Source organism: Brucella haematophila (genome assembly GCF_005938105.1).
Taxonomy (GTDB): domain Bacteria; phylum Pseudomonadota; class Alphaproteobacteria; order Rhizobiales; family Rhizobiaceae; genus Brucella; species Brucella haematophila.
Genome location: NZ_VCPE01000012.1, coordinates 98,736 through 119,141, shown reverse-complemented (window position 1 = coordinate 119,141; position 20,406 = coordinate 98,736). Strand labels below are relative to the sequence as shown.

The following is a 20,406-nucleotide window of genomic DNA, read 5'->3' as shown; positions in this document are numbered from 1 at the left end:
ATCCTGTCTGAAAGAGCCATGCAGTTTTCACCGGAACAGGATCAGGCGCTCAAGGCCGTGGGACAATGGCTGAAAGATGGCCGTAGTCCCATTTTCAGGCTGTTCGGCTATGCCGGAACAGGCAAGACGACACTTGCGCGCTATTTCGCGGAACATGTCGATGGCGACGTGCAGTTTGCTGCCTTTACCGGCAAGGCGGCGCAGGTTCTGCGTTCCAAGGGCGCCAGCAATGCGCGCACGCTGCATTCGCTGATCTATCGTCCGCGTGGCGAGGAAGCCATCGAGGACGAGACGACGGGCAAGACGTCCATCGCGCCGACATTCTCGCTCAACCGGCAAAGCCCGGTCGCCAAGGCGGCGATGATCGTGGTCGATGAATGTTCGATGGTGGACGAGGCGCTTGGGCGCGATCTCATGAGCTTCGGAACGCCGATCCTTGTGCTGGGCGATCCGGGTCAGTTGCCGCCGATTTCGGGCGGCGGCTTTTTCACCGAACATGAGCCGAACTATCTGCTCACCGAAATTCATCGTCAGGCGCAGGACAATCCGATTATCCGCATGGCGCTCGATGTCCGGGAAGGGCGCGAATTGCCTTATGGTGATTACGGTGCGGCGAAGGTCATCAGCAAGAACGAAGTCAATCAGGAGATGGTGCTGAAGGCGGATCAGGTTCTTGTCGGCACCAATCGCACGCGGCGTCGCTACAATCAGCGCCTGCGTGAGTTGAAGGGCTTCACGGCGGATTATCCGCAGGCGGGCGACAAGCTCGTTTGCCTGCGCAACGATCCGGCCAAGGGCCTGCTCAACGGCTCGCTTTGGAAGGTCATGACCTCATCCAAGGAAACCGTGAAGCCCGGCATCAATCTGCTGGTTGCGCCGGAAGACGATGATCGCGGTGTCGCTAAAATCAAGCTTTTGAAGGCGCAATTCGAAGACCCGGATAGCGAAATTCCCTGGCAGACCAAGAAGCGCTACGACGATTTCGACTATGGCTATGCGCTGACCGTGCATAAGGCGCAGGGTTCGCAGTGGGACGATGTCGTGCTGTTTGATGAGAGCTTTGCTTTTCGCGATACGCGCGAGCGCTGGCTTTATACGGCCATTACCCGCGCGGCTGAACGCCTGACGATTGTAAAATAATCAGCTTTCGACCGGTTTGGCGCTTAGCCACTCCCATGCGTCTTCTTCTTCATCGGTTTCGAAGGAGCGCATTTCGATGGAGAGGAAGGGCTGCATCAGGGTGATGCTGGCCTGTATCCACAATGGCCCTCCGACAATTGCGTAGCGGCGCAGATGCTTGAGCGATTTTGAACGCATCGACAGCATGCTTTCGGAAAAGGCTGCCGTCCAGTCCACGCCTTCATAGCCGGTGAGACGGATCAGAAGATCAATCTCTTCAAACTGCTCATAGGCGGCGTCAAGCAGACCGTAGAGATTCTCCAGCGATGAATCGTCCAGATGCCCTTCAATGGCAAAGGCGAATACATCATTCCGGTCTGTGGGAATGCGGCGGACGACGGGGATGTCCTCATTGCGCATCATCGGTCTCCAAGCGTCTTTCTATCATCAATCGTCAAATCGAGCCCTTGTTGGGACAGGATTCAAACGTCTGGACCCAGCGAAAGGTTGCGGATCGTTGTTCCAATTTTGGCGTGGAAAAGCTTGCCCCATGCTCGAAAGGCGGGAAACGGCAACATTTGGGGATGGGTGATCGGGTGCGGCGGGAAAACACTCACACTTTCCTGCGGCGGGCGATATAAGAGCCTGACTCAAAAAGCGGCATGTGTGTGCGAAAATGGTGATTTTCGAGTACCGGAGCGGAGCGTACTATTAGTACGTGAGCACCGGAATGCAGAAAATCGACATTTGCAGCCACACAGGACGGCTTTTGGAACAGGCTCTAAAGCGAAAACCGATCATGGGAGAAATGCCTCCATGCCTGCGAAATTATCTGTCAATCTCAATGCCATCGCCATGCTGCGTAATCGTCGCGATCTGCCCTGGCCGAGCGTCACCGGTCTTGGACGGATAGCACTTGCGGCAGGGGCTGCGGGTTTGACGGTGCATCCGCGTCCGGATCAGCGCCATATCCGTTTTTCCGATCTTGGCGATATTCGTGCATTGATCGACGATGAATTTCCGCAGGCTGAATTCAATATTGAAGGTTTTCCGAGCGAAGCTTTCCTCGAACTGGTTGAAAAGCACCAGCCGGAGCAGGTGACATTGGTGCCGGACGATCCGACACAGGCCACTTCCGACCATGGCTGGGATTTCCTGTCCAAGGCCGATTATCTTGCGCCCATCGTGGCGCGGCTGAAGAAGGGCGGCATGCGTGTTTCGCTGTTCGCCGATCCCGATCCGCTGGGCTACGACAAGGCCAAGGCTCTTGGTGCCGACCGGCTGGAATTCTATACCGGGCCTTACGGCGCGACCTATGACGATCCGGCAGCGGCAGCGCGTGAGCTGGACCGGATAGGCAAAGCCGCAGAAGCCGCGACGGCGCTCGGCCTTGACGTCAATGCCGGCCATGATCTGACGGTCGAAAATCTTCCCGCACTGGTCAAGCGCATGCCACAATTGAAAGAAGTTTCCATCGGACATGGATTGACGGCGGACGCTTTGACGTATGGTATGTCGGCGACAGTGGCACGTTTCATCGCTGCTTTGGCTGGGTAATTGGTGCGTTCAATGCGTCATATGCATAGCTTCCATGTGAGCATTGCAAAAAGCGCATTTGTGCCAAAGCTCAACAAGCTATAGGCGTCCGCGGCTGGTTCTATCCGCGTCGGGGGCGCGCAGGAACGTATGAGGGAAGCATTGATACAGTTTTCCGAAGTCCGCATTCCGCATCGGTGCGCCCCGGCGAGTTTCGCCTTGCGGGCTTCATCGGAGCGGTGCGTTTCTGCCGTTCGGTCCGGTGATCATGATTGAACCTGATTGGGGCAAAGGTGCGGCACGGTTGTTGCAATCCGCAATCTTTCGCGGGCGTTCCTGTGAGTGGACTCCACATAATATGATTTCCAGCCAGAATGACTTCAGGACGGTGCGAGGTGTTTGCAAATGAGCGATGAGCTGAACGGCCAGAACGCGCAACCGCAACCCACCCCGCAGGACGCCGCTGCCGCGCCGCTTGTTGGCGGCGCCGCGGGTTCCGAAGGCGGGTTTGCCGCCGAAGAGAACGATCATCACAATGACAGCATGAAGACGCTGGTCCTGGGCGCTCTCGGTGTCGTTTATGGCGATATCGGTACCAGCCCGATCTACGCCTTTCGCGAAGCGCTGCATGCGGCGGCTTCCGATGGCGTTCTGTCCCGCTCCGATATTCTTGGCGTTGTATCGCTGATCTTCTGGGCGCTGACGCTGGTCGTCACGATCAAATACGTCCTGTTCGTGCTGCGTGCCGACAATAACGGCGAAGGCGGTATCCTCTCGTTGATGGCGCTGGTGCGCGGTGCGCTGAAGGGGCGTCCCAATCTCATTCTCGGCGTCGGCATTGTCGGCGCAGCGTTGTTCTTCGGCGATGCGGTGATTACGCCCGCCATTTCCGTGCTTTCCGCCATGGAAGGTCTGGAAATTGTCGCGCCCAGCCTCACACCCTTCGTGGTGCCCATCACAGTGGTCATTCTTGTGACCCTGTTTTCGGTGCAAAAGCTCGGTACCGGCAGGGTGGCTATCGTGTTCGGGCCGATCATGGCGATCTGGTTTCTGGCGCTTGGCGCGTCGGGCCTCTGGCATATTTTCGACGACCCCACAGTCATCTCCGCGCTTAATCCTTATTATGCCGTACGCTTTCTGGCGGTCAGCCCGGGCATTGCTTTCATCACGGTTGGCGCGGTTTTCCTCGCCATGACGGGTGCGGAAGCGCTTTATGCCGATCTCGGCCATTTCGGACGCAAGCCCATCGTGCGCGCCTGGCTGTGGATCGTGTTTCCGTGTCTGGTGCTCAATTATTTCGGGCAGGCTGCCTTCATCCTGTCGCATGGCGAGGCGGCTGCGTTGCCGTTCTTCCAGATGTTGCCGAGCTTCGCGCTTTTGCCGATGGTGCTGCTGGCGACGGCTGCAACTGTGATCGCCAGTCAGGCCGTCATCACCGGCGCTTATTCCGTGGCGCGACAGGCGGTGCAGCTCAATATTTTGCCGCGTCTTGAAATTCAGCATACGTCTGAAAAGCTGCATGGGCAGATCTACATTCCGCGCGTCAATCTGCTGCTCGGCCTTGCCGTGGTCATTCTGGTGCTGGGCTTCGAGAAGTCGACCAATCTGGCCGCTGCCTACGGTATCGCGGTTACCGGCAATATGCTGGTGACGACCGTGCTGCTCTATATCGTCATGACGCGGATTTGGAAGTGGCCCGTAGGCCGCGCCCTGCCTTTGATGCTGGGTTTCCTGCTGATCGACATCATGTTCTTCAGCGCCAACATCATCAAGGTGCATGAAGGCGGCTGGGCTTCGATTGGCATTGCTGCCGTGCTTGTCATCATCATGTGGACATGGGTGCGGGGCACGCGACACCTGTTCCTCAAAACGCGCAAGGGCGAAGTTCCGCTCGATCTCATCGTCGAGCAGATGGCCAAGCGTCCACCAACGATTGTGCCGGGAACAGCGGTCTTTCTGACAGGCGATCCGAAAAGTGCGCCCACCGCGCTGATGCACAGTCTGAAACACTACAAGGTTCTGCATCAGAACAATGTCATTCTGACCGTTGTCACAGCTTCCAAGCCGTGGGTCTCAAGTGCGGATCGTGCGCGCGTCTCGCAATATAACGAGCGCTTCATGCAGGTGACGCTCAAATTCGGCTATATGCAGCAGCCGAATATTCCGCGCGCTCTCGGCCTTTGCCGCAAGCTCGGCTGGAAGTTTGACATCATGACGACGTCTTTCTTCCTGTCGCGACGTTCGCTCAAGGCGTCGGTGCATTCGGGCATGCCTTTGTGGCAGGACAAGCTGTTTATTCTGCTGGCGCGCACGGCATCGGACGCGACCGAATATTTCCAGATTCCAACCGGGCGCGTGGTGGAAATCGGCACGCAGGTGAATATCTGATCCGGAATTTGCTTTAATCACCGTCTGTCTATGAGGGCGTCATCTGAGAATTTGATTCCGGATGACGTCCTAATTTTTTGTTTTTCCTACTATTTTTACGCGAGTGTATGGTTCAATCGCGCTATCGGCAACGGCATCTTTAGTACAAGCCTTTACCGTCCTAATTTTTCAAAAATCTCGCTTGACCGTCCATGTGGCAAGGTCTAATAGAATGGGAACCGTACCGTACGGTACAAGAGGAGGAAGTGACCCGTGACTGATGGTAGCGACGAATTGCAGGCTCAAAAGCAGCAGGCTCTTTCGCCGCGTCAGAACGATGTTCTGGAGCAGGCGTTGCGCCTTCTTGTCGAGGGCGGAGACCGCGCTTTGACAACGGCGAGCATTGCGCGTGCCGCCAACTGTTCCAAGGAAAGCCTCTATAAATGGTTTGGCGACCGTGACGGTCTTCTGACGGCGATGGTTCGCTGGCAGGCCTCCAAGGTTCGCGTTGTGCCGCTGGCGCGCGAGAAGCTTGATGCGGAGTCGCTTTTCTCAAGTCTGGAGCACTTCGCCCGCGACTGGTTGCTGGTGCTTTCGGGGCGCACGTCGATCGCGCTTAACCGTCTGGCGGTCAGCCATGCGGCATCGGGCAAGTCGGCGCTGGGCGATATCGTTCTCTCCAATGGACCGGTGGCCATGGCCAAACGCCTGAAGCCGATCCTTGAAATGGGGATGGAAGCCAAGCTGCTTGCTTTCGACGATATCGATGAAGCATTTCGCACGTTCTTCGGGCTTGTGGTCCGGGACATGCAAATCCGGTTGCTGTTGGGCGACCGGTTGGAACTGACTGACGACGTGGTCATCCGGGACGCCCGGCGCGCCACCAAGCAGTTTTTCGCTCTGTATGGAGCCTAATCAGATCGGCTGACGCAAGAAGGCCAGAGAATAAACTGGAAACGAAGGGAATAGGAAATGCGCGTTTATTACGACCGGGATGCAGACGTTAACCTGATCAAGTCCAAGAATGTGGTTATCGTCGGCTACGGCAGCCAGGGCCGCGCCCATGCGCTGAACCTGAAGGATTCCGGTGCTGCCAACGTGCGCGTCGCCCTTCGCGAAGGTTCCGCAACCATCAAGAAGGCTGAAGCTGACGGCTTTCAGGTGATGAGCGTTGCCGATGCCGCCAAGTGGGCCGACCTGATGATGATGGCGACCCCGGATGAGCTTCAGGCTGACATCTACCGCGACCACATCCACAGCAACCTGCGCGACGGTGCTGCGATTGCTTTCGCACACGGCCTCAATGTTCATTTCGGCCTCATCGAGCCGAAGAAGTCGGTCGACGTTGTCATGATCGCACCGAAGGGCCCAGGCCACACGGTTCGCGGCGAATACCAGAAGGGCGGCGGCGTGCCTTGCCTGATCGCCATCCATCAGGATGCTTCCGGCAATGCCCATGACCTCGCTCTGTCCTACGCTTCGGGCGTTGGCGGCGGTCGTTCGGGCGTCATCGAAACCACCTTCAAGGAAGAGTGCGAAACCGATCTGTTCGGTGAGCAGGCTGTTCTCTGTGGCGGCGTGGTCGAACTGATCCGCACCGGTTTCGAAGTTCTGGTTGAAGCCGGCTACGCACCGGAAATGGCTTACTTCGAGTGCCTGCATGAAATGAAGCTGATCGTGGACCTGATCTACGAAGGCGGCATCGCCAACATGAACTACTCGATCTCGAACACCGCTGAATGGGGCGAATACGTCACCGGCCCGCGCATCATCACTGCCGAAACCAAGGAAGAAATGAAGCGCGTTCTGAAGGACATTCAGACCGGCAAGTTCACCTCCGATTGGATGCAGGAATATCGTGCAGGTGCTGCTCGCTTCAAGGGTATCCGCCGCAACAACGATGCGCACCAGATCGAAGAAGTTGGCGAAAAGCTCCGCGCCATGATGCCGTGGATTGCAGCGAACAAGCTGGTGGACAAGGCTCGCAACTAATCGTTCGAGCTTCCATGACGAGCAAAAAGAGGGGGCGTTTCAAACGCCCCTTCATTACTTGACGCTGAATGGTTGGATTGATCGCGATTAAGCCGCGAACGAAAAGAACCAAAACACAGCGCCAGCTTTCCGTTTCATGCACGTCGAAGGCTAAAAGAATTTCGAATAGCTTTATTCCATAGAAGCATGGGAAAAGCTGTTCTCGTTGGTTTAAAATTGCGCTAGAGCTTCCCCCTATTAGCTAGGGTTTGAGGAGATCTGGCGAGTGGATTGAATTTGACGTTTGAACCCCGGTTGACATAGATGCTGCTTCAAACGTCAAATTCGAAAAATCCACTAGATACATAAACTTGCTAGTGGTCTTTATGATTCCAACATTTGCTCAGCGCTTGAGCCGAGGGATGCAAATGTTGGAATCAGACCACTAGTACGAATTCCATCAGATGGATGGTTAAGTCTAATTGAGGAGATTTCCCGTGTTGGACTGGGAAAATGTTTTTGCAACGCGCTCCAAACGCATGCGCGCATCGGAAATCCGTGAACTTCTAAAGCTTCTGGAACGTCCGGACATTATTTCTTTTGCCGGTGGCATTCCCGATCCGGCGCTGTTTCCGCATGAAGCCTTTCAGGCTGCCTATAAGGAAACGCTGACGGGTGCCGAGGCAAATGCCGCACTGCAATATTCGGTATCCGAAGGCTACAAGCCGCTGCGCACATGGCTCGTCGGCGAGCTGGCCAAGATTGGCATTCCCTGCACTGAGGACAATGTTTTCATCACCTCCGGTTCGCAGCAGGCGCTCGATTATCTTGGCAAGCTGTTCATTTCGCCCAATGATACGGCACTGGTGACTGCGCCGACCTATCTGGGCGCTTTGCAGGCATTCAATGCCTATGAGCCGACCTATGACACGCTGTCGATCACCGGCAACCGCACGCCTGCATCCTATGCGCAGGCAGCTGAAAAGGCTGGCGGCAAGGTGAAGTTCAGCTATCTGTCGGCTGATTTCTCGAATCCGACCGGCGAAACCGTCGATCTGGCTGGCCGTCAAAAGCTTCTGGCGCAGGCCGACGAGCTGAACATCCCGATCATTGAAGACGCAGCCTATCAATATCTGCGCTACAATGGCGAAGCCATCCCGCCGATCCTTTCGCTCGACATCGCCCGCAATGGTGGCGACATCGAAAAGACCCGCACCATCTATTGCGGCTCGTTCTCCAAGACCCTCGCACCGGGTCTGCGCGTTGGCTATGTGGTTGCCTCGAAGGATGTTATCCGTAAGCTCGTGCTTATGAAGCAGGCGGCTGACCTTCATTCTTCGACCATCAACCAGATCGCGATCTATCATGTCGCGACGCATGGCTTCGATGCGCAGGTTACCAAGATCGCCAAGGTCTACAAGCATCGCCGTGATCGCATGCTGGAAGCCCTTGCCAAATATATGCCGGAAGGCACCAGCTGGACCAAGCCTGAAGGCGGCATGTTCATCTGGGTCACGGTGCCGGAAGGTATGGATGGCGCGCAGCTGCTGGCATCGTCCATCGAGACCGAGAAGGTCGCTTTCGTTCCGGGCAAGGCATTCTTTGCCGATGCCAGCGGCGCGAACACGCTGCGTCTCAGCTATTCGTGCGCCAATGACGAAATGATCGACGAAGGCATCATGCGGCTTGGCCGCCTGATCCGCACGCACAGCAAGTCTGCTGCTGCTTGATAGTCGGAGAATAACGAAAAAAGGCCGGGTTCGACCCGGCCTTTTTTATTGGTTCGTCTTTTACTGAAATGGCGAGTTGCAGCTGGTGCGCGGTCCGGCGAGCGGCTGATAGGTGTCATCGGAGCTGCGATAGCTCCGATAGCGGTTTGAGCACCACTGCATGTGATTGACGCTCGGTCCGAAGCGCTGAACTTGCGGACGGGTGGATGGGCGCACTTCCAGCGGTTCGCCGTTCTTGTAGCGCAACACGCCTTCGCCGGAGATATAGCTTTCGCTGTTGCGGCAGGTGACCGAGCCGTAGCATCCCGGCGAATTCGGGCCCGGGCGATTGGTATTCGAATTCGGATTGACGATTGGCGGCCTGGCTGGCTGCAATGAAGGCAGATAAGGGGTCTTGCGCAATTCGACAGCCATGGTTGGCGCGGCAAAGCCGACCGCAAACAGGCTGGAAATCATGGCTGCGCATAGGGCTTTCTTGAGCATTCCGACCTTTGCCTTTCGTGCATGGCGTGCGGGCATTCGCTATCGCCATACACCCAATATGGGTGTTTTATCTTCCAAAATCATCCGCTCGGGAGAAAAATCCCGGCGCGGCCGAGAAGTCCTTGCCAATCGCGATGCAAGTGGCGAGATTGCTCGCACATGTTTACGATAGCCACATTCAATGTCGAGAATCTGATGCGCCGGTTCGATTTTTCCGGCTTCCGCAATGAATTGCATCAGGACCGCAGCCTGCAATTGTTCGAAATCGGTGACGAGGCGCAATACCGTCTGCTGGAGCAGGCGCGTGCTGTCGCCCATGCCGACGATACAAGGCAGATGACGGCGCTGGCAATCGCTGAAACCCGTGCTGACATTCTGTGCTTGCAGGAAGTCGATAATCTGGCCGCGCTCAATGCTTTCGAATATGGCTATCTTTTCAAGATGATCGGCCATGGCTACCGGCACAAATATCTGATCGACGGCAATGACAGCCGGGGCATCGATGTGGCCGTCATGATCCGGGATACGACCCGCGACGGCCAGCCCATCGAGGTGGGCGAGGTCACCAGCCACGCACATCTGACCTATAATGATTTCGGACTTTACGAGCCTGTTCTGGCCGAGCTTGGCATTGAGCCGCACGACCGCATTTTCAAGCGGGATTGCCTGAATGTGGATTTGCGGATTGCGGGCAAGCCGGTGTCGCTTTTCGTGACGCATCTCAAATCCATGACCGGTGCGCGCAACGGCTTTGACGGGCGCACTGCGTCCCTGCCGGTACGCCGCGCCGAGGCGCGGGCGATCCGCCGCATTATCGAAGACAAGTTTGGGCCGGCCAAGGCAGCCGATCGGCGCTGGCTGATCTGTGGCGATTTCAACGATTATCGCGAGCGCATCCTCATCGGCGGCGATGAATGGAACGGTTATGAATTTACGCCGGTCGAGGAAGAGGAAAGCGCGCTCGACGTGCTGCTCAATGACGGCTTTGCCGTCAACCTCGTGGAGCGCCGCCCGGTCATGGATCGCTGGACGCTCTATCACACACGCGGACCACAGGAGCGACATCTTTGTCAGCTTGATTACATCCTGGCGTCACCATCCTTTGCTTTGAAGAATGAAAGCGCGGTGCCGCAGATCGTCCGGCGCGGCCAGCCATGGCGCACGGTGTTTCCACCGGACCAGCAGGTGGAACGCTATCCACGCACGGGCTGGGACCGGCCCAAAGCCAGCGATCATTGCCCGGTTGCCGTGACGTTGAACATTGTCTGAGAAGCAGGACCAAATTCTTATGGAACATGTGCGGGAAAATACGGTTCATGTCATCGATGACGTCGATGTCCGTGTTGTTCCGGGGCCGCTCGAATATACGCAGCAGCATGAACAGACGATTGCGCTCAACTGGAAGCGTGAACAGGCTGCAAAGCCAGCCCTGTTCGACGGCGAAATCTATCTGGCGCCGGAGGCGATACTGGCCGATGGTGTCTTGCAGGCGGGGTTCAAGCGCAGCAGTTTCGCGACGCTGATGCATTGGCGTAACGATCCCGAGCCAATCCGTCCTTGGCACATCTTTGGCGTGGGCGTCATCGTTTCGGGCGAGGGGCACCTGATCGCGGCTCGCATGGGCATGCAGAATGCTGGTGGCGGTCGCATCTATTTCCCGGCAGGATCAATCGACGATAATGACATTGTCGAGGGACGCGTGGACTATGTCGCCAACATGCAGCGCGAGGTGCAGGAGGAAACCGGGCTTGATCTGGCCGACGCTGAAGGCGAGGCGCAGCTCAATCTGGTGACCGGCAATCGTAGCATTGCCCTGTTCCGCCGTTACCGGTTCGATGCGCCGTCGCGGGAGCTGGTTTCCGGGATCGAAAATTTCGTGGCTTCGCAGGCGGAACCAGAACTGGCCGAGATCATTCCAATTATGGGTGCGGGCATGATGGGCGATGCGACGCCGTCTTATGTTCGCGCTTTTGCCGACTGGCATTTCAGCCATTGAACAAATAAGCCAGACTTGTTGATGACAGAGCCGATAATTTGGCTATGCTCGCACTGAATTCTATAAATGTGATGCTTGAATATAATTGTTGAAGACACTGGTCCCGGTTGATTTCCAGAAAAGTGTCGAGGGGAGAATGAGGGATGAGCGAAGCCGCCGTTTCCGGCCGTTTTTATGAGGTTTTCGACGTTTTTGCCGAGAAAGCTCTGGCGGGAAATCCGTTGGCCGTTGTCCATGACTGCGAAGGGCTGAATGATGCGCGCATGCAGGCCATCGCGCGCGAGTTCAATCTGTCCGAGACGGTTTTCATCTTTCCACCCGCCAATCCAGCCCATGAAGCTGCGGTGCGGATTTTTACTCCCGATTACGAACTGCCTTTCGCTGGTCATCCGACGGTGGGGGCAGCCGTTTCGCTGGCGCGCCGCCGTAATACGGGCGACGAGGCTGACCGGCTAGTCGCGCTGGAGGAAAAGGTTGGCATTGTGCGCTGCGGCGTCATTCTGGGCGACAACAGTGCTTTTGCCGAATTCGATCTGCCGCGCTTGCCGGAGAAGGTCGACGTGCGGGTCGAAAAGGAAGAGGCTGCCGCTGCCATCGGGCTTGGAACCCACGAGATCGGTTTCGAGAATCACGTGCCCGGCATCTGGAGTGCAGGCACGCCCTATCTGCTCGTGCCGGTTCACAATCTCATCGCTGCGGCCAAGGTGTCGATCGACCCGGTTTATGTGACCGAAAGTCTGCCGCATGTCGATGGCCGCCCGCTGCCGATCTATGTCTATTGTCGCGAGACGATCCTCTTCAACAGCAATTATCATGCGCGCATGTTCGTGACCGGCGCCAATGTCTATGAAGATCCGGCGACCGGTTCAGCAGCCGCTGCCTTTGCCGGGATGATCCAGCAGAACGACAAGCCGGTCGACGGCAGTTCGCAATGGTGGGTTGAGCAGGGCATGGAAATGGGGCGTCCGTCGCTGATCCGTCTTGAACTCGACGTCAACGGACAGAAGCTCACGGGCGCGCGCATTGGCGGCACGGCGGTGAAGATCGCCGAGGGCCGCTTGTTCATCTGACGCAAATTGCTTTCGCGCCATTGATCGCTGTCAAGGCAATCTCACTGCCCTATGTATTAGAGTATTTCCAGCAAAAGTGCGGAGCGGTTTTGCGTAGGAAAATACTTGAAAACAAATGGCCAGAGCAGTTCCGATGATCCCGTCAAACAGGAACTGCTCTAGCAAGTGCAGCAGAGCTTTTTCAGGAGACGACACGCCATGATGATCAAGGAAATGTCGGACTACGATCTTCGGGAGATGATTCAGAATTCGCATGTGGGGCGGCTGGCTTATATTCTGGACGACCGCCCCGTTATTGTGCCGATGAGTTTCCGGTTTAACGGTGGGTCGCTCTATTCCTTCACGACCGATGGGCAGAAAACCGCAGCCATGCGCAAGAACGATGCTGTCTGCATCCTGTTCGATCACATTGTATCGCGTACCGAATGGAAAACCGTGGTGTTGCACGGTCGTTATCGCGAGATCGCCCGGGAAGACGAGAAGACGGCCATTGTCAATATCATGTCCGCAGAACCGACATGGTGGGAACCGGCCTATACGAAGACGGTCACCAAGGACGGCGGCACGCGCAAGCTGGAGCCGGTTTTCTTCCGGGTCGATGTTGAAAGCGCCAGCGGTCACCAGACAAGCTGACCGCCGCGATTTTTTATCAGATCGAGCCTATCGAACGACGAGCACCGGAACGGTGCTCCGCGTGACGACTTCATAGGTCTGGCTGCCAAGCAGCAGGCCCTTGAAACCGCGTCGCCCGTTCGAAGCCATGACGATGAGATCGCTGCTAAGTTCCGTTGCAGAATCGATAATGGCCGTTGCCGGGTGTTGGGCAACCACATGCAGCGTGTGGATTTCCGCACCGGTTTCCGCTGCCAGTTCACGCGCGCGCGTTAGCGTCGTCTCGGCAAATTCATTCCATTCCTGTTCGAAACGTTCGATGAAAGCGGGACTGTCAGTCCAGCCGCCCGGCAGGCCGGAAACGGAATAGGGAGCGGTGACCGTCACGACCGTGACCTTTGCGCCAACGGCTTTGGCCAGCTGGAATGCGTGCACGAGACCGCGCTCAGCAAATTCCGATCCATCGGTCGTGGCGACAATATTCTTGTACATGTTTCCTCGCTTCTTCAGATTCTGCTTAGAGCGCGTTTCAATCTAATTGCATCAGATCGGCGCTCCAAGCCTTTATATTTCAAGCATAATATTATCGACCTTCGTTTCACTCCGGTCGGATTATGCGCTAAGCTAATGCCTAAAATGACCATATCCAAGCCTCGGAGTGCCGGATAAGGCTGGAAATGGAAAATCAAAAGCGGAATGCCCATGCCTCTCGACATATCACCGCCCATGTCCTCTCAATGTGATGCGTTTCAGGCAAGCTGGATCGCGACCGTTCTCAATCTCGACTGGCCGTCGCGCGCGTCATCGAAAATCGAGAATGACGAGGAACGTGTCCGCCGACAAAAACAGGAACTGGTGAAGCTGTTCGACGAAGCGTCGGAACACGGAATCAATGCGGTGGTGTTTCAGGTGTCGCCAGCGGCGGATGCATTTTATGCATCATCTTATCTGCCGTGGTCGTCCTATCTCACCGGGACGCTCGGCAAAAATCCGGGCTTCGACCCGTTGCAGTTTGCCATTGAGCAGGCGCACAAGCGCGGTATCGAGCTTCACGCATGGCTCAATCCCTATCGGGTTTCGATGGACGTCAAGGCATCGACGCGCAAGGAGCTGAAGAATTCACCCAAGGATTCGCCGTCGAGTGTCTACAAGACCCATCCGTCATGGGTGGGTGTGTCGGCGGATCGCTATGTTCTTGATCCGGGCATTCCTGCCGTGCGTCAGTGGGTGACGAATATCACTGCCGAGGTCGTACAGAAATACAATGTCGATGGGATTCAGTTCGACGATTATTTCTATTACGAGACCGCGTCCTCGCCTCTCGATGACGACAAGACCTATGCCCGTTTCGGTACCCGCTTTGCCAGTAAATATGACTGGCGACGCTACAACACCTATACGCTGGTTCAGGAGATTTCCGACAAGATCAAGTCGATCAAGCCGAATGTGCGTTTTGGCATCAGCCCCGGCGGCGTCTGGCGCAACAAGGCTGATGATCCGTTGGGGTCGGCCACGCGCGCGGGCAAGACGAACTATGACGGCGACTTTGCCGATACGAGACGCTGGGTCAAGGACGGTCTGATCGATTACATCGCGCCGCAGGTTTACTGGTCGTTCGACCGTAAGGCGGTGCCCTATGATACAATCGTGAAATGGTGGGCGGATACGGTTCGCGGCACGAAGACAGATCTCTATATCGGCATGGCGCTCTATCGCGCCGGAACGGTCACCGCATCGGAGCCGGGCTGGCAGGCAGGTGGTGGGCTAAACGAGATCAAACGTCAGCTGGAACTCAACCGGTCATTGCCAGAAGTGAAGGGCAGCATCCTGTTTCGGCAGGGTTTTCTGTCCGAGCCGAAGCTCAAAAACGTATCCAATCATTTGAAGAAGACCTGGCGCAAGTGCGGCAAGTAATGGTGAATTTCTGCGGGCAACTTTGATCCTGATCAAAGTGCGCTTCTCGCAGAATTGCTATTGCTTCTGCCGTTGCTGGTTTCCACCAGAATCGGCGACCCGGGATGCCCAGGCCCTAAACGGCATCCCGGCTTTCATCCATCTGTCGAGCGCATATCAGCGCGATCTTCCGTAACGCCGTCTTCGGCAGCCAGCGGGTGCTGTCGGCGCTACCCCTCTATTTCACCAAATCGGCACCCGCGCTTCTCATTCACTCTGAATTCAGAGGAAATCGCCAGAGAAGTTGCGAGTATTTCAGCATCAGTTGATTGAGGTCAAAGCGATAGAAAATCGGGACCTGTATGCAGAGCGGTGACGGCATTTACTTTATCACGCGTTAATTAGCATTTGCTGGTTGTCAACTTGCGCAGTTGTTCCATATCCTCAACCGAATGGTTCTCCGATTATTATCGAGCGGGGCGGTGGGTATGCGAACAGCCCGACAGGTGAGAACCGCCTGCCAATGCTTTGAATTAATTCGAGAATAATGCCGGCATTTTAGATATTGCAAAGAGGGTGTTTCGCATGAGTTCCAACCGCAAGCAATGGATTGTGGCTGCAGTGGTGGCGGCGCTGGCCGTCGGTGGTTACTATGCCTGGAAGGCCATGAACGGCAGCGGATTGCCCGACGGAATTGCCTCTGGCAATGGCCGTATCGAAGCCACCGAAATCGATATTTCGACCAAAAGCGCCGGTCGTATCCGTGAAATACTTGCGAATGAGGGCTCTTTCGTCAAACAGGGCGAAATCCTTGCGCGTATGGATACTGACCAGCTTGAAAGTCAGCGCGCGCAGGCCGAAGCGCAATTGCGCCGCGCGCAGATCGGTATCGAGACGGCGCAAGCCCTCGTCACGCAGCGCGAAGCGGAATTTGCGGCCAATCAGGCGACGGTTGCCCAGCGCAATGCGCAGCTCGATGCAGCTCAGCGGCGTTTGGCGCGCTCGCAGGCTTTGACCCAGTCGCGGACCGTTTCCGAACAGGTTCTCGATGATGATCGTGCCAGCGCGCAGGGTGCGCAGGCAGCGGTCGAGGCTGCGAAGGCGCAGCTTGCGGCCAGTGAAGCGGCCATCAGTGCTGCCAAGGCGCAGGTTATCGATGCAGAGGCGTCGGTGGAAGCCGCCAAGGCGGCGATTGCCAGCATCGTTGCAGATATCAACGACGCAACCTTGGTCGCGCCGACGGCGGGACGTGTGCAGTACCGCGTTGCCCAGCCCGGCGAAGTGCTTTCGGCGGGCGGGCGTGTGCTCAATCTCGTCGATCTTGGCGATGTCTATATGACGTTCTTCCTGCCGACCGCGCAGGCTGGCCGTGTCGCAATCGGTGCCGAAGCCCGCATCGTACTGGATGCCGCGCCGCAATATGTTATTCCCGCATCGATTTCCTTCGTTGCCGATGTCGCCCAGTTCACACCGAAGACGGTTGAAACCGAAGAGGAACGTCAGAAGCTGATGTTCCGCGTCAAGGCAAAGATTCCGTCGGAGTTGCTTCAGAAATATATCCAGCAGGTGAAGACCGGGCTGCCAGGCATGGCCTATGTGAAGCTCGATCCTGCTGCTGAATGGCCGAAGAACCTCGCGGAAACCGTAAAATGAGTGAAGCTTCGGTCCAGTCTGGGGCGGGAGACGACAGCTTTGTCGTTCGCGCGAAGGGCGTAAAGCTATCCTATGGCGCGGCACAGGCACTGCGCGACGTTAATCTCGATATTCCTGCCGGGCGCATGATTGGTCTGATCGGTCCTGATGGTGTCGGCAAGTCGAGCCTATTGTCGCTCGTTTCGGGTGCGCGCAGCATGCAGGAAGGGCATATCGAGGTGCTTGGCGGCGATATTGCCGACCGGAAGCATCGCGAATCCGCCTATCCGCGCATCGCCTATATGCCGCAAGGCCTCGGCAAGAACCTTTATCCGACGCTTTCGGTTTTCGAGAATATCGACTTTTTCGGAAGGCTGTTCGGCCATGACCGGCAGGAGCGGGAACGGCGCATTGCCGATCTTCTGGCCCGCACGGGCATGTCGCCCTTTGCGGATCGCCCGGCAGGCAAGCTCTCCGGCGGCATGAAGCAGAAGACGAGCCTCTGCTGTTCTCTCATTCACGATCCGGACCTTCTGATCCTCGACGAACCGACCACCGGTGTTGATCCCTTGTCGCGTCGCCAGTTCTGGGAACTGATCGACGATATCCGCAAGGATCGTCCGGGGATGAGTGTCATCGTCGCCACGGCCTATATGGAGGAAGCAGAGCGCTTCGACTGGCTTGTCGCGATGAATGACGGGCAGATATTGGCGACGGGTACGCCGAAGGAACTGCTGGAACGCACAGGCACCCCCAATCTGGATGCAGCCTTCATTGCGCTGCTGCCGGAAGAATTGCGGCAGGGGCACAAGGAAATCGTCATTCCGCCCCGCGCGCCAGGTGCGGATGCGGAGATCGCCATTGAAGCCGAACATGTCACGGTTCGGTTTGGCAATTTCACGGCGGTCGATAATGTGAGCTTCCGCATTCCACGCGGCGAAATCTTCGGGTTTCTCGGCTCCAATGGCTGCGGCAAATCCACGACCATGAAGGTGCTGACCGGCCTTTTGCCTGCAAGCGAGGGCATTGCGCGCTTGTTCGGGCGTGAGGTCGATCCGAAGGATATCGATATCAGGCGTCGCGTCGGCTACATGTCGCAGGCCTTTTCGCTTTATTCCGAGCTGACCGTTCTTCAGAATCTGGAGCTTCACGCCAAGCTGTTCGGCATGGAGCCGGAACTGACGGCGCGGCGCATCAAGGAGCTTTCCGCGCGTTTTGATCTGGCCGAAGTGATGGATGAACTACCGGATTCCATGCCGCTCGGCATCCGCCAGCGCCTGTCTCTGGCGGTGGCGCTGATCCATTCGCCGGATATCCTCATTCTCGATGAGCCGACCTCCGGTGTGGACCCGGTGGCGCGCGATGCATTCTGGGAAATTCTTGCCGATCTGTCGCGCAAGGACAATGTGACCATCTTCGTCTCGACCCACTTCATGAATGAGGCGGAGCTGTGCGACCGCATTTCATTGATGCATGCGGGCAAGGTGCTGATCAGCGACACGCCGAAGGCGATCACGGCAAGCCGCAATGCGGCGACGCTGGAAGAAGCGTTTATCGCCTATCTGACCGAAGCCATCGGCGAGACGGCTCAACCGGCCGCACTCGTTGTAGAAGAGACGCCAGCGCCGGTTCAGGCTCCGACCGGCCATGCCAAGCCTTCTTCAAGCTGGCTTCCCAATCCGCGCCGAATGCTTGCTTACACGCGGCGCGAGGCGCTGGAACTGAAGCGCGATCCGATCCGCGCAACGCTCGCCATTCTTGGCACAGTGATTTTGATGTTCGTGATCGGTTATGGCATCAATCTCAACGTTGAAAACCTGACATTTGCGGTGCTCGACCGTGACGATACGACAGTCAGCCGCGATTACACGCAGCAGATTGCCGGTTCGCGCTATTTTACCGAAATGCCGCCGATCACCGACTATGACGATCTCGACCGGCGGATGCGCAACGGCGAAATCAGCCTTGCCATCGAGATACCGCCGCGCTTTGGCGCAGATATCGCGCATGGGCGGCCGGTTGAAGTGGCAGCGTGGATTGACGGCGCCATGCCAACCCGCGCCGAAACGGTGCGTGGATATGTGCAGGGCATGCATGCCAACTGGCTGACGCAAAAGGCGCGTGAGCTTTATGGCAATGCGGCGACGGTTGGCAATTTCAATCTGGAAATTCGCTACCGCTACAATCCCGACGTCCAAAGCCTGGTGGCGATGGTTCCGGCGGTCATTCCGATGCTGCTTTTGATGATCCCGGCCATGCTTGCGGTTTTGAGCGTGGTGCGCGAAAAAGAGCTTGGCTCGATCATCAATTTCTATGTGACGCCGGTGACCAAGTTCGAGTTTCTGTTCGGCAAGCAATTGCCCTATATCGCGCTCGCCTTCCTGAACTTCCTGATGCTCACAGCCTTTGCGGTCTTCATCTTCCGGGTGCCATTTACGGGAAGTTTCCTCACCTATGCAGCGGCGGCGCTGCTCTATGTCATCATCGCGACCGGTATGGGACTGGTGCTTTCTACCTTCATGAGCAGCCAGATCGCGGCCATTTTTGGCACGGCGTTGCTGACGCTCATTCCCGCAGTGCAATATTCCGGCATCATCGATCCGGTTTCGTCATTGCAGGGCGCTGGCGCATTCATCGGCAAGATCTATCCCACGACCTATTTCGTGACTATTTCGCGCGGGGTGTTTTCCAAGGCACTGGATTTTGGTGATCTTGCCGGGTCGTTCATCCCGTTGCTGATCGCCATTCCGGTGCTGATGGTGCTGGCCATTCTCCTTCTCAAAAAACAGGCGGGCTGAGATGCGGATAGCCAACATACTTCAGCTCGGCATCAAGGAATTGCGCGGTCTCGCCCGTGATCCGATGCTTCTGCTCCTCATCGTCTATGCGTTCACGCTGGCAGTCTATACGTCCGCGCGAGCGCAGCCGGAAAACCTCAGCAATGCGGCTATCGCCATTGTCGATGAGGACCAGTCGCCGGTCTCCAGCCGTATTACGGCGGCTTTTTATCCGCCTTATTTCGTGCCGCCCAAACTCATTTCGTCCTACGAAATGGACAGTCGCATGGATGAGGGGCTGGACACGTTTGCGCTGAATATTCCGCCGAATTTCCAGCGCGATCTGTTGGCCGGGCGCTCACCGACCATTCAGCTCAATGTGGATGCGACGCGCATGAGCCAGGCCTTCACGGGCGGCGGTTATGTCCAGTCCATCGTTTCCGGCGAGGTGAACGAGTTTTTGAACCGCTATCGCGGCGCGGCGGATACGAAGGTCGATCTCAATTTGCGATCCCGCTTCAATCAGGATCTGAACAAGAGCTGGTTCGGCGCAATCAACAATGTCATCTCGTCGGTCACCATGCTGTCGATCATCCTGACGGGTGCTGCGCTGATCCGCGAGCGCGAACACGGAACCATCGAGCATCTGTTGGTTATGCCGGTCACGCCTATCGAAATCATGGTCAGCAAGGTCTGGTCCATGGGGCTGGTCGTGCTGGTAGCCTCTGCTTTTGCGCTGATCTTTGTCGTGCAAGGCCTGCTGGCCGTGCCGGTTTACGGGTCGGTTCTCCTGTTTCTGGCCGGTGCCGCATTGCAGCTTTTCGCAACGACAAGCCTCGGGATTTTCCTGGCGACAGTTGCTGGCTCCATGCCGCAGTTCGGCATGTTGCTGATGCTGGTGCTGATGCCGTTGCAGGTACTTTCAGGCGGGATGACCCCGCGGGAAAGCATGCCGGACATCATCCAGAACATCATGCTGGTGGCGCCCAACACGCATTTCGTCATCTTGGCGCAGGCAATCCTGTTTCGAGGGGCGGGGATCAGCGTGGTGTGGCCGCAATTTTTGGCTTTGATCGTCATCGGATCAGTGCTGTTTTACTTTGCGCTGCAACGCTTCCGGGCGTTCCTGCGCTAGAGCGGTCGAAACCGCTCTAGCCATTTGTTTTCACGCATTATCCTACGCAAAACCGCTGCGCACTTTTGCTGGAAGTGCTCGAACC

At 56.8% G+C, this 20,406-nt stretch carries 17 protein-coding genes; 14 read left to right on the top strand and 3 right to left on the bottom strand.

Annotated elements, in window-relative coordinates; translation table 11 throughout:
• Window positions 1-18 precede the first annotated feature (18 nt).
• Entirely contained in the window at window positions 19-1,140 is a 1,122-nt protein-coding gene (locus FGI60_RS17805; RefSeq protein ID WP_138786341.1) for an ATP-dependent DNA helicase, read from the top strand.
• On the opposite strand, the gene FGI60_RS17800 is transcribed toward FGI60_RS17805, so the two are convergent.
• Window positions 1,141-1,539, bottom strand: a complete 399-nt coding sequence (locus tag FGI60_RS17800) for a SpoIIAA family protein (RefSeq protein WP_171058802.1) — start codon at window positions 1,537-1,539, stop codon at window positions 1,141-1,143.
• Window positions 1,540-1,935: 396 nt separating this feature from the next.
• Here FGI60_RS17800 and FGI60_RS17795 point away from each other — a divergent pair, with 396 nt between their 5' ends.
• From FGI60_RS17795 to FGI60_RS17770, 5 genes are all read left to right on the top strand, one after another.
• Window positions 1,936-2,676: a pyridoxine 5'-phosphate synthase gene (locus tag FGI60_RS17795; protein WP_138786339.1), complete on the top strand. Its 741-nt coding sequence runs from the start codon at window positions 1,936-1,938 to the stop codon at window positions 2,674-2,676.
• 522 nt (window positions 2,677-3,198) lie between these two features.
• Window positions 3,199-5,043 (top strand): potassium transporter Kup, encoded by a 1,845-nt coding sequence (locus FGI60_RS17790; RefSeq protein ID WP_138786389.1) that lies wholly within the window; start codon window positions 3,199-3,201, stop codon window positions 5,041-5,043.
• Between the two features lie 252 nt (window positions 5,044-5,295).
• On the top strand, window positions 5,296-5,937 hold the full coding sequence (locus FGI60_RS17785; protein ID WP_078339363.1) for a TetR/AcrR family transcriptional regulator: 642 nt from the start codon (window positions 5,296-5,298) through the stop codon (window positions 5,935-5,937).
• A 57-nt stretch (window positions 5,938-5,994) separates the two neighbouring features.
• A complete protein-coding gene (ilvC, locus tag FGI60_RS17780; protein WP_078339362.1) occupies window positions 5,995-7,014 on the top strand; it encodes a ketol-acid reductoisomerase in 1,020 nt (339 codons plus the stop codon).
• Between the two features lie 476 nt (window positions 7,015-7,490).
• Window positions 7,491-8,723 carry an aminotransferase-like domain-containing protein gene (locus FGI60_RS17770; RefSeq protein ID WP_138786338.1) on the top strand — a complete coding sequence of 411 codons (1,233 nt, stop codon included), beginning with the start codon at window positions 7,491-7,493 and terminating at the stop codon, window positions 8,721-8,723.
• Between the two features lie 60 nt (window positions 8,724-8,783).
• Here the strand turns inward: FGI60_RS17770 and FGI60_RS17765 are convergent, their stop codons facing one another.
• The gene (locus tag FGI60_RS17765) at window positions 8,784-9,206 is read right to left on the bottom strand and encodes a BA14K family protein (RefSeq protein ID WP_138786337.1); all 423 of its coding nucleotides are present in this window, start codon (window positions 9,204-9,206) and stop codon (window positions 8,784-8,786) included.
• A gap of 159 nt (window positions 9,207-9,365) precedes the next feature.
• Here FGI60_RS17765 and FGI60_RS17760 point away from each other — a divergent pair, with 159 nt between their 5' ends.
• The 4 genes from FGI60_RS17760 (at window position 9,366) to FGI60_RS17745 (ending at window position 12,905) form a co-directional block, all read left to right on the top strand.
• Window positions 9,366-10,475: an endonuclease/exonuclease/phosphatase family protein gene (locus FGI60_RS17760; RefSeq protein WP_138786336.1), complete on the top strand. Its 1,110-nt coding sequence runs from the start codon at window positions 9,366-9,368 to the stop codon at window positions 10,473-10,475.
• 19 nt (window positions 10,476-10,494) lie between these two features.
• Complete coding sequence (locus FGI60_RS17755; RefSeq protein WP_138786335.1) at window positions 10,495-11,202, top strand: NUDIX hydrolase; 708 nt, start codon at window positions 10,495-10,497, stop codon at window positions 11,200-11,202.
• Between the two features lie 143 nt (window positions 11,203-11,345).
• Window positions 11,346-12,272 carry a PhzF family phenazine biosynthesis protein gene (locus FGI60_RS17750; RefSeq protein ID WP_138786334.1) on the top strand — a complete coding sequence of 309 codons (927 nt, stop codon included), beginning with the start codon at window positions 11,346-11,348 and terminating at the stop codon, window positions 12,270-12,272.
• 198 nt (window positions 12,273-12,470) lie between these two features.
• Entirely contained in the window at window positions 12,471-12,905 is a 435-nt protein-coding gene (locus FGI60_RS17745; RefSeq protein WP_138786333.1) for a pyridoxamine 5'-phosphate oxidase family protein, read from the top strand.
• Between the two features lie 27 nt (window positions 12,906-12,932).
• Here the strand turns inward: FGI60_RS17745 and FGI60_RS17740 are convergent, their stop codons facing one another.
• Window positions 12,933-13,376, bottom strand: coding sequence for a universal stress protein (locus FGI60_RS17740; RefSeq protein WP_138786332.1), 444 nt, complete (start codon window positions 13,374-13,376; stop codon window positions 12,933-12,935).
• Window positions 13,377-13,586: 210 nt separating this feature from the next.
• Here FGI60_RS17740 and FGI60_RS17735 point away from each other — a divergent pair, with 210 nt between their 5' ends.
• From FGI60_RS17735 to FGI60_RS17720, 4 genes are all read left to right on the top strand, one after another.
• Window positions 13,587-14,798, top strand: coding sequence for a glycoside hydrolase family 10 protein (locus FGI60_RS17735; RefSeq protein WP_235889852.1), 1,212 nt, complete (start codon window positions 13,587-13,589; stop codon window positions 14,796-14,798).
• A 564-nt stretch (window positions 14,799-15,362) separates the two neighbouring features.
• Window positions 15,363-16,430, top strand: coding sequence for an HlyD family secretion protein (locus tag FGI60_RS17730; RefSeq protein WP_138786331.1), 1,068 nt, complete (start codon window positions 15,363-15,365; stop codon window positions 16,428-16,430).
• Window positions 16,397-19,207 (top strand): ribosome-associated ATPase/putative transporter RbbA, encoded by a 2,811-nt coding sequence (gene rbbA / locus FGI60_RS17725; RefSeq protein ID WP_374843784.1) that lies wholly within the window; start codon window positions 16,397-16,399, stop codon window positions 19,205-19,207. Before FGI60_RS17730 ends, rbbA begins: the two co-directional genes overlap by 34 nt.
• Window position 19,208: 1 nt before the next feature.
• On the top strand, window positions 19,209-20,321 hold the full coding sequence (locus FGI60_RS17720; protein ID WP_138786329.1) for an ABC transporter permease: 1,113 nt from the start codon (window positions 19,209-19,211) through the stop codon (window positions 20,319-20,321).
• The last annotated feature ends 85 nt before the right edge of the window (window positions 20,322-20,406 follow it).

Coding starts and splice junctions, on each gene's coding strand:
- FGI60_RS17730 (WP_138786331.1), top strand. CDS start 15,363: ATGAGTTCCAACCGCAAGCAATGGATTGTGGCTGCAGTGGTGGCGGCG.
- FGI60_RS17740 (WP_138786332.1), bottom strand. CDS start 13,376: ATGTACAAGAATATTGTCGCCACGACCGATGGATCGGAATTTGCTGAG.
- FGI60_RS17720 (WP_138786329.1), top strand. CDS start 19,209: ATGCGGATAGCCAACATACTTCAGCTCGGCATCAAGGAATTGCGCGGT.
- ilvC (WP_078339362.1), top strand. CDS start 5,995: ATGCGCGTTTATTACGACCGGGATGCAGACGTTAACCTGATCAAGTCC.
- FGI60_RS17805 (WP_138786341.1), top strand. CDS start 19: ATGCAGTTTTCACCGGAACAGGATCAGGCGCTCAAGGCCGTGGGACAA.
- FGI60_RS17765 (WP_138786337.1), bottom strand. CDS start 9,206: ATGCTCAAGAAAGCCCTATGCGCAGCCATGATTTCCAGCCTGTTTGCG.
- FGI60_RS17800 (WP_171058802.1), bottom strand. CDS start 1,539: ATGCGCAATGAGGACATCCCCGTCGTCCGCCGCATTCCCACAGACCGG.
- FGI60_RS17750 (WP_138786334.1), top strand. CDS start 11,346: ATGAGCGAAGCCGCCGTTTCCGGCCGTTTTTATGAGGTTTTCGACGTT.
- rbbA (WP_374843784.1), top strand. CDS start 16,397: ATGGCCGAAGAACCTCGCGGAAACCGTAAAATGAGTGAAGCTTCGGTC.
- FGI60_RS17755 (WP_138786335.1), top strand. CDS start 10,495: ATGGAACATGTGCGGGAAAATACGGTTCATGTCATCGATGACGTCGAT.
- FGI60_RS17745 (WP_138786333.1), top strand. CDS start 12,471: ATGATGATCAAGGAAATGTCGGACTACGATCTTCGGGAGATGATTCAG.
- FGI60_RS17735 (WP_235889852.1), top strand. CDS start 13,587: ATGCCTCTCGACATATCACCGCCCATGTCCTCTCAATGTGATGCGTTT.
- FGI60_RS17760 (WP_138786336.1), top strand. CDS start 9,366: ATGTTTACGATAGCCACATTCAATGTCGAGAATCTGATGCGCCGGTTC.
- FGI60_RS17790 (WP_138786389.1), top strand. CDS start 3,199: ATGAAGACGCTGGTCCTGGGCGCTCTCGGTGTCGTTTATGGCGATATC.
- FGI60_RS17795 (WP_138786339.1), top strand. CDS start 1,936: ATGCCTGCGAAATTATCTGTCAATCTCAATGCCATCGCCATGCTGCGT.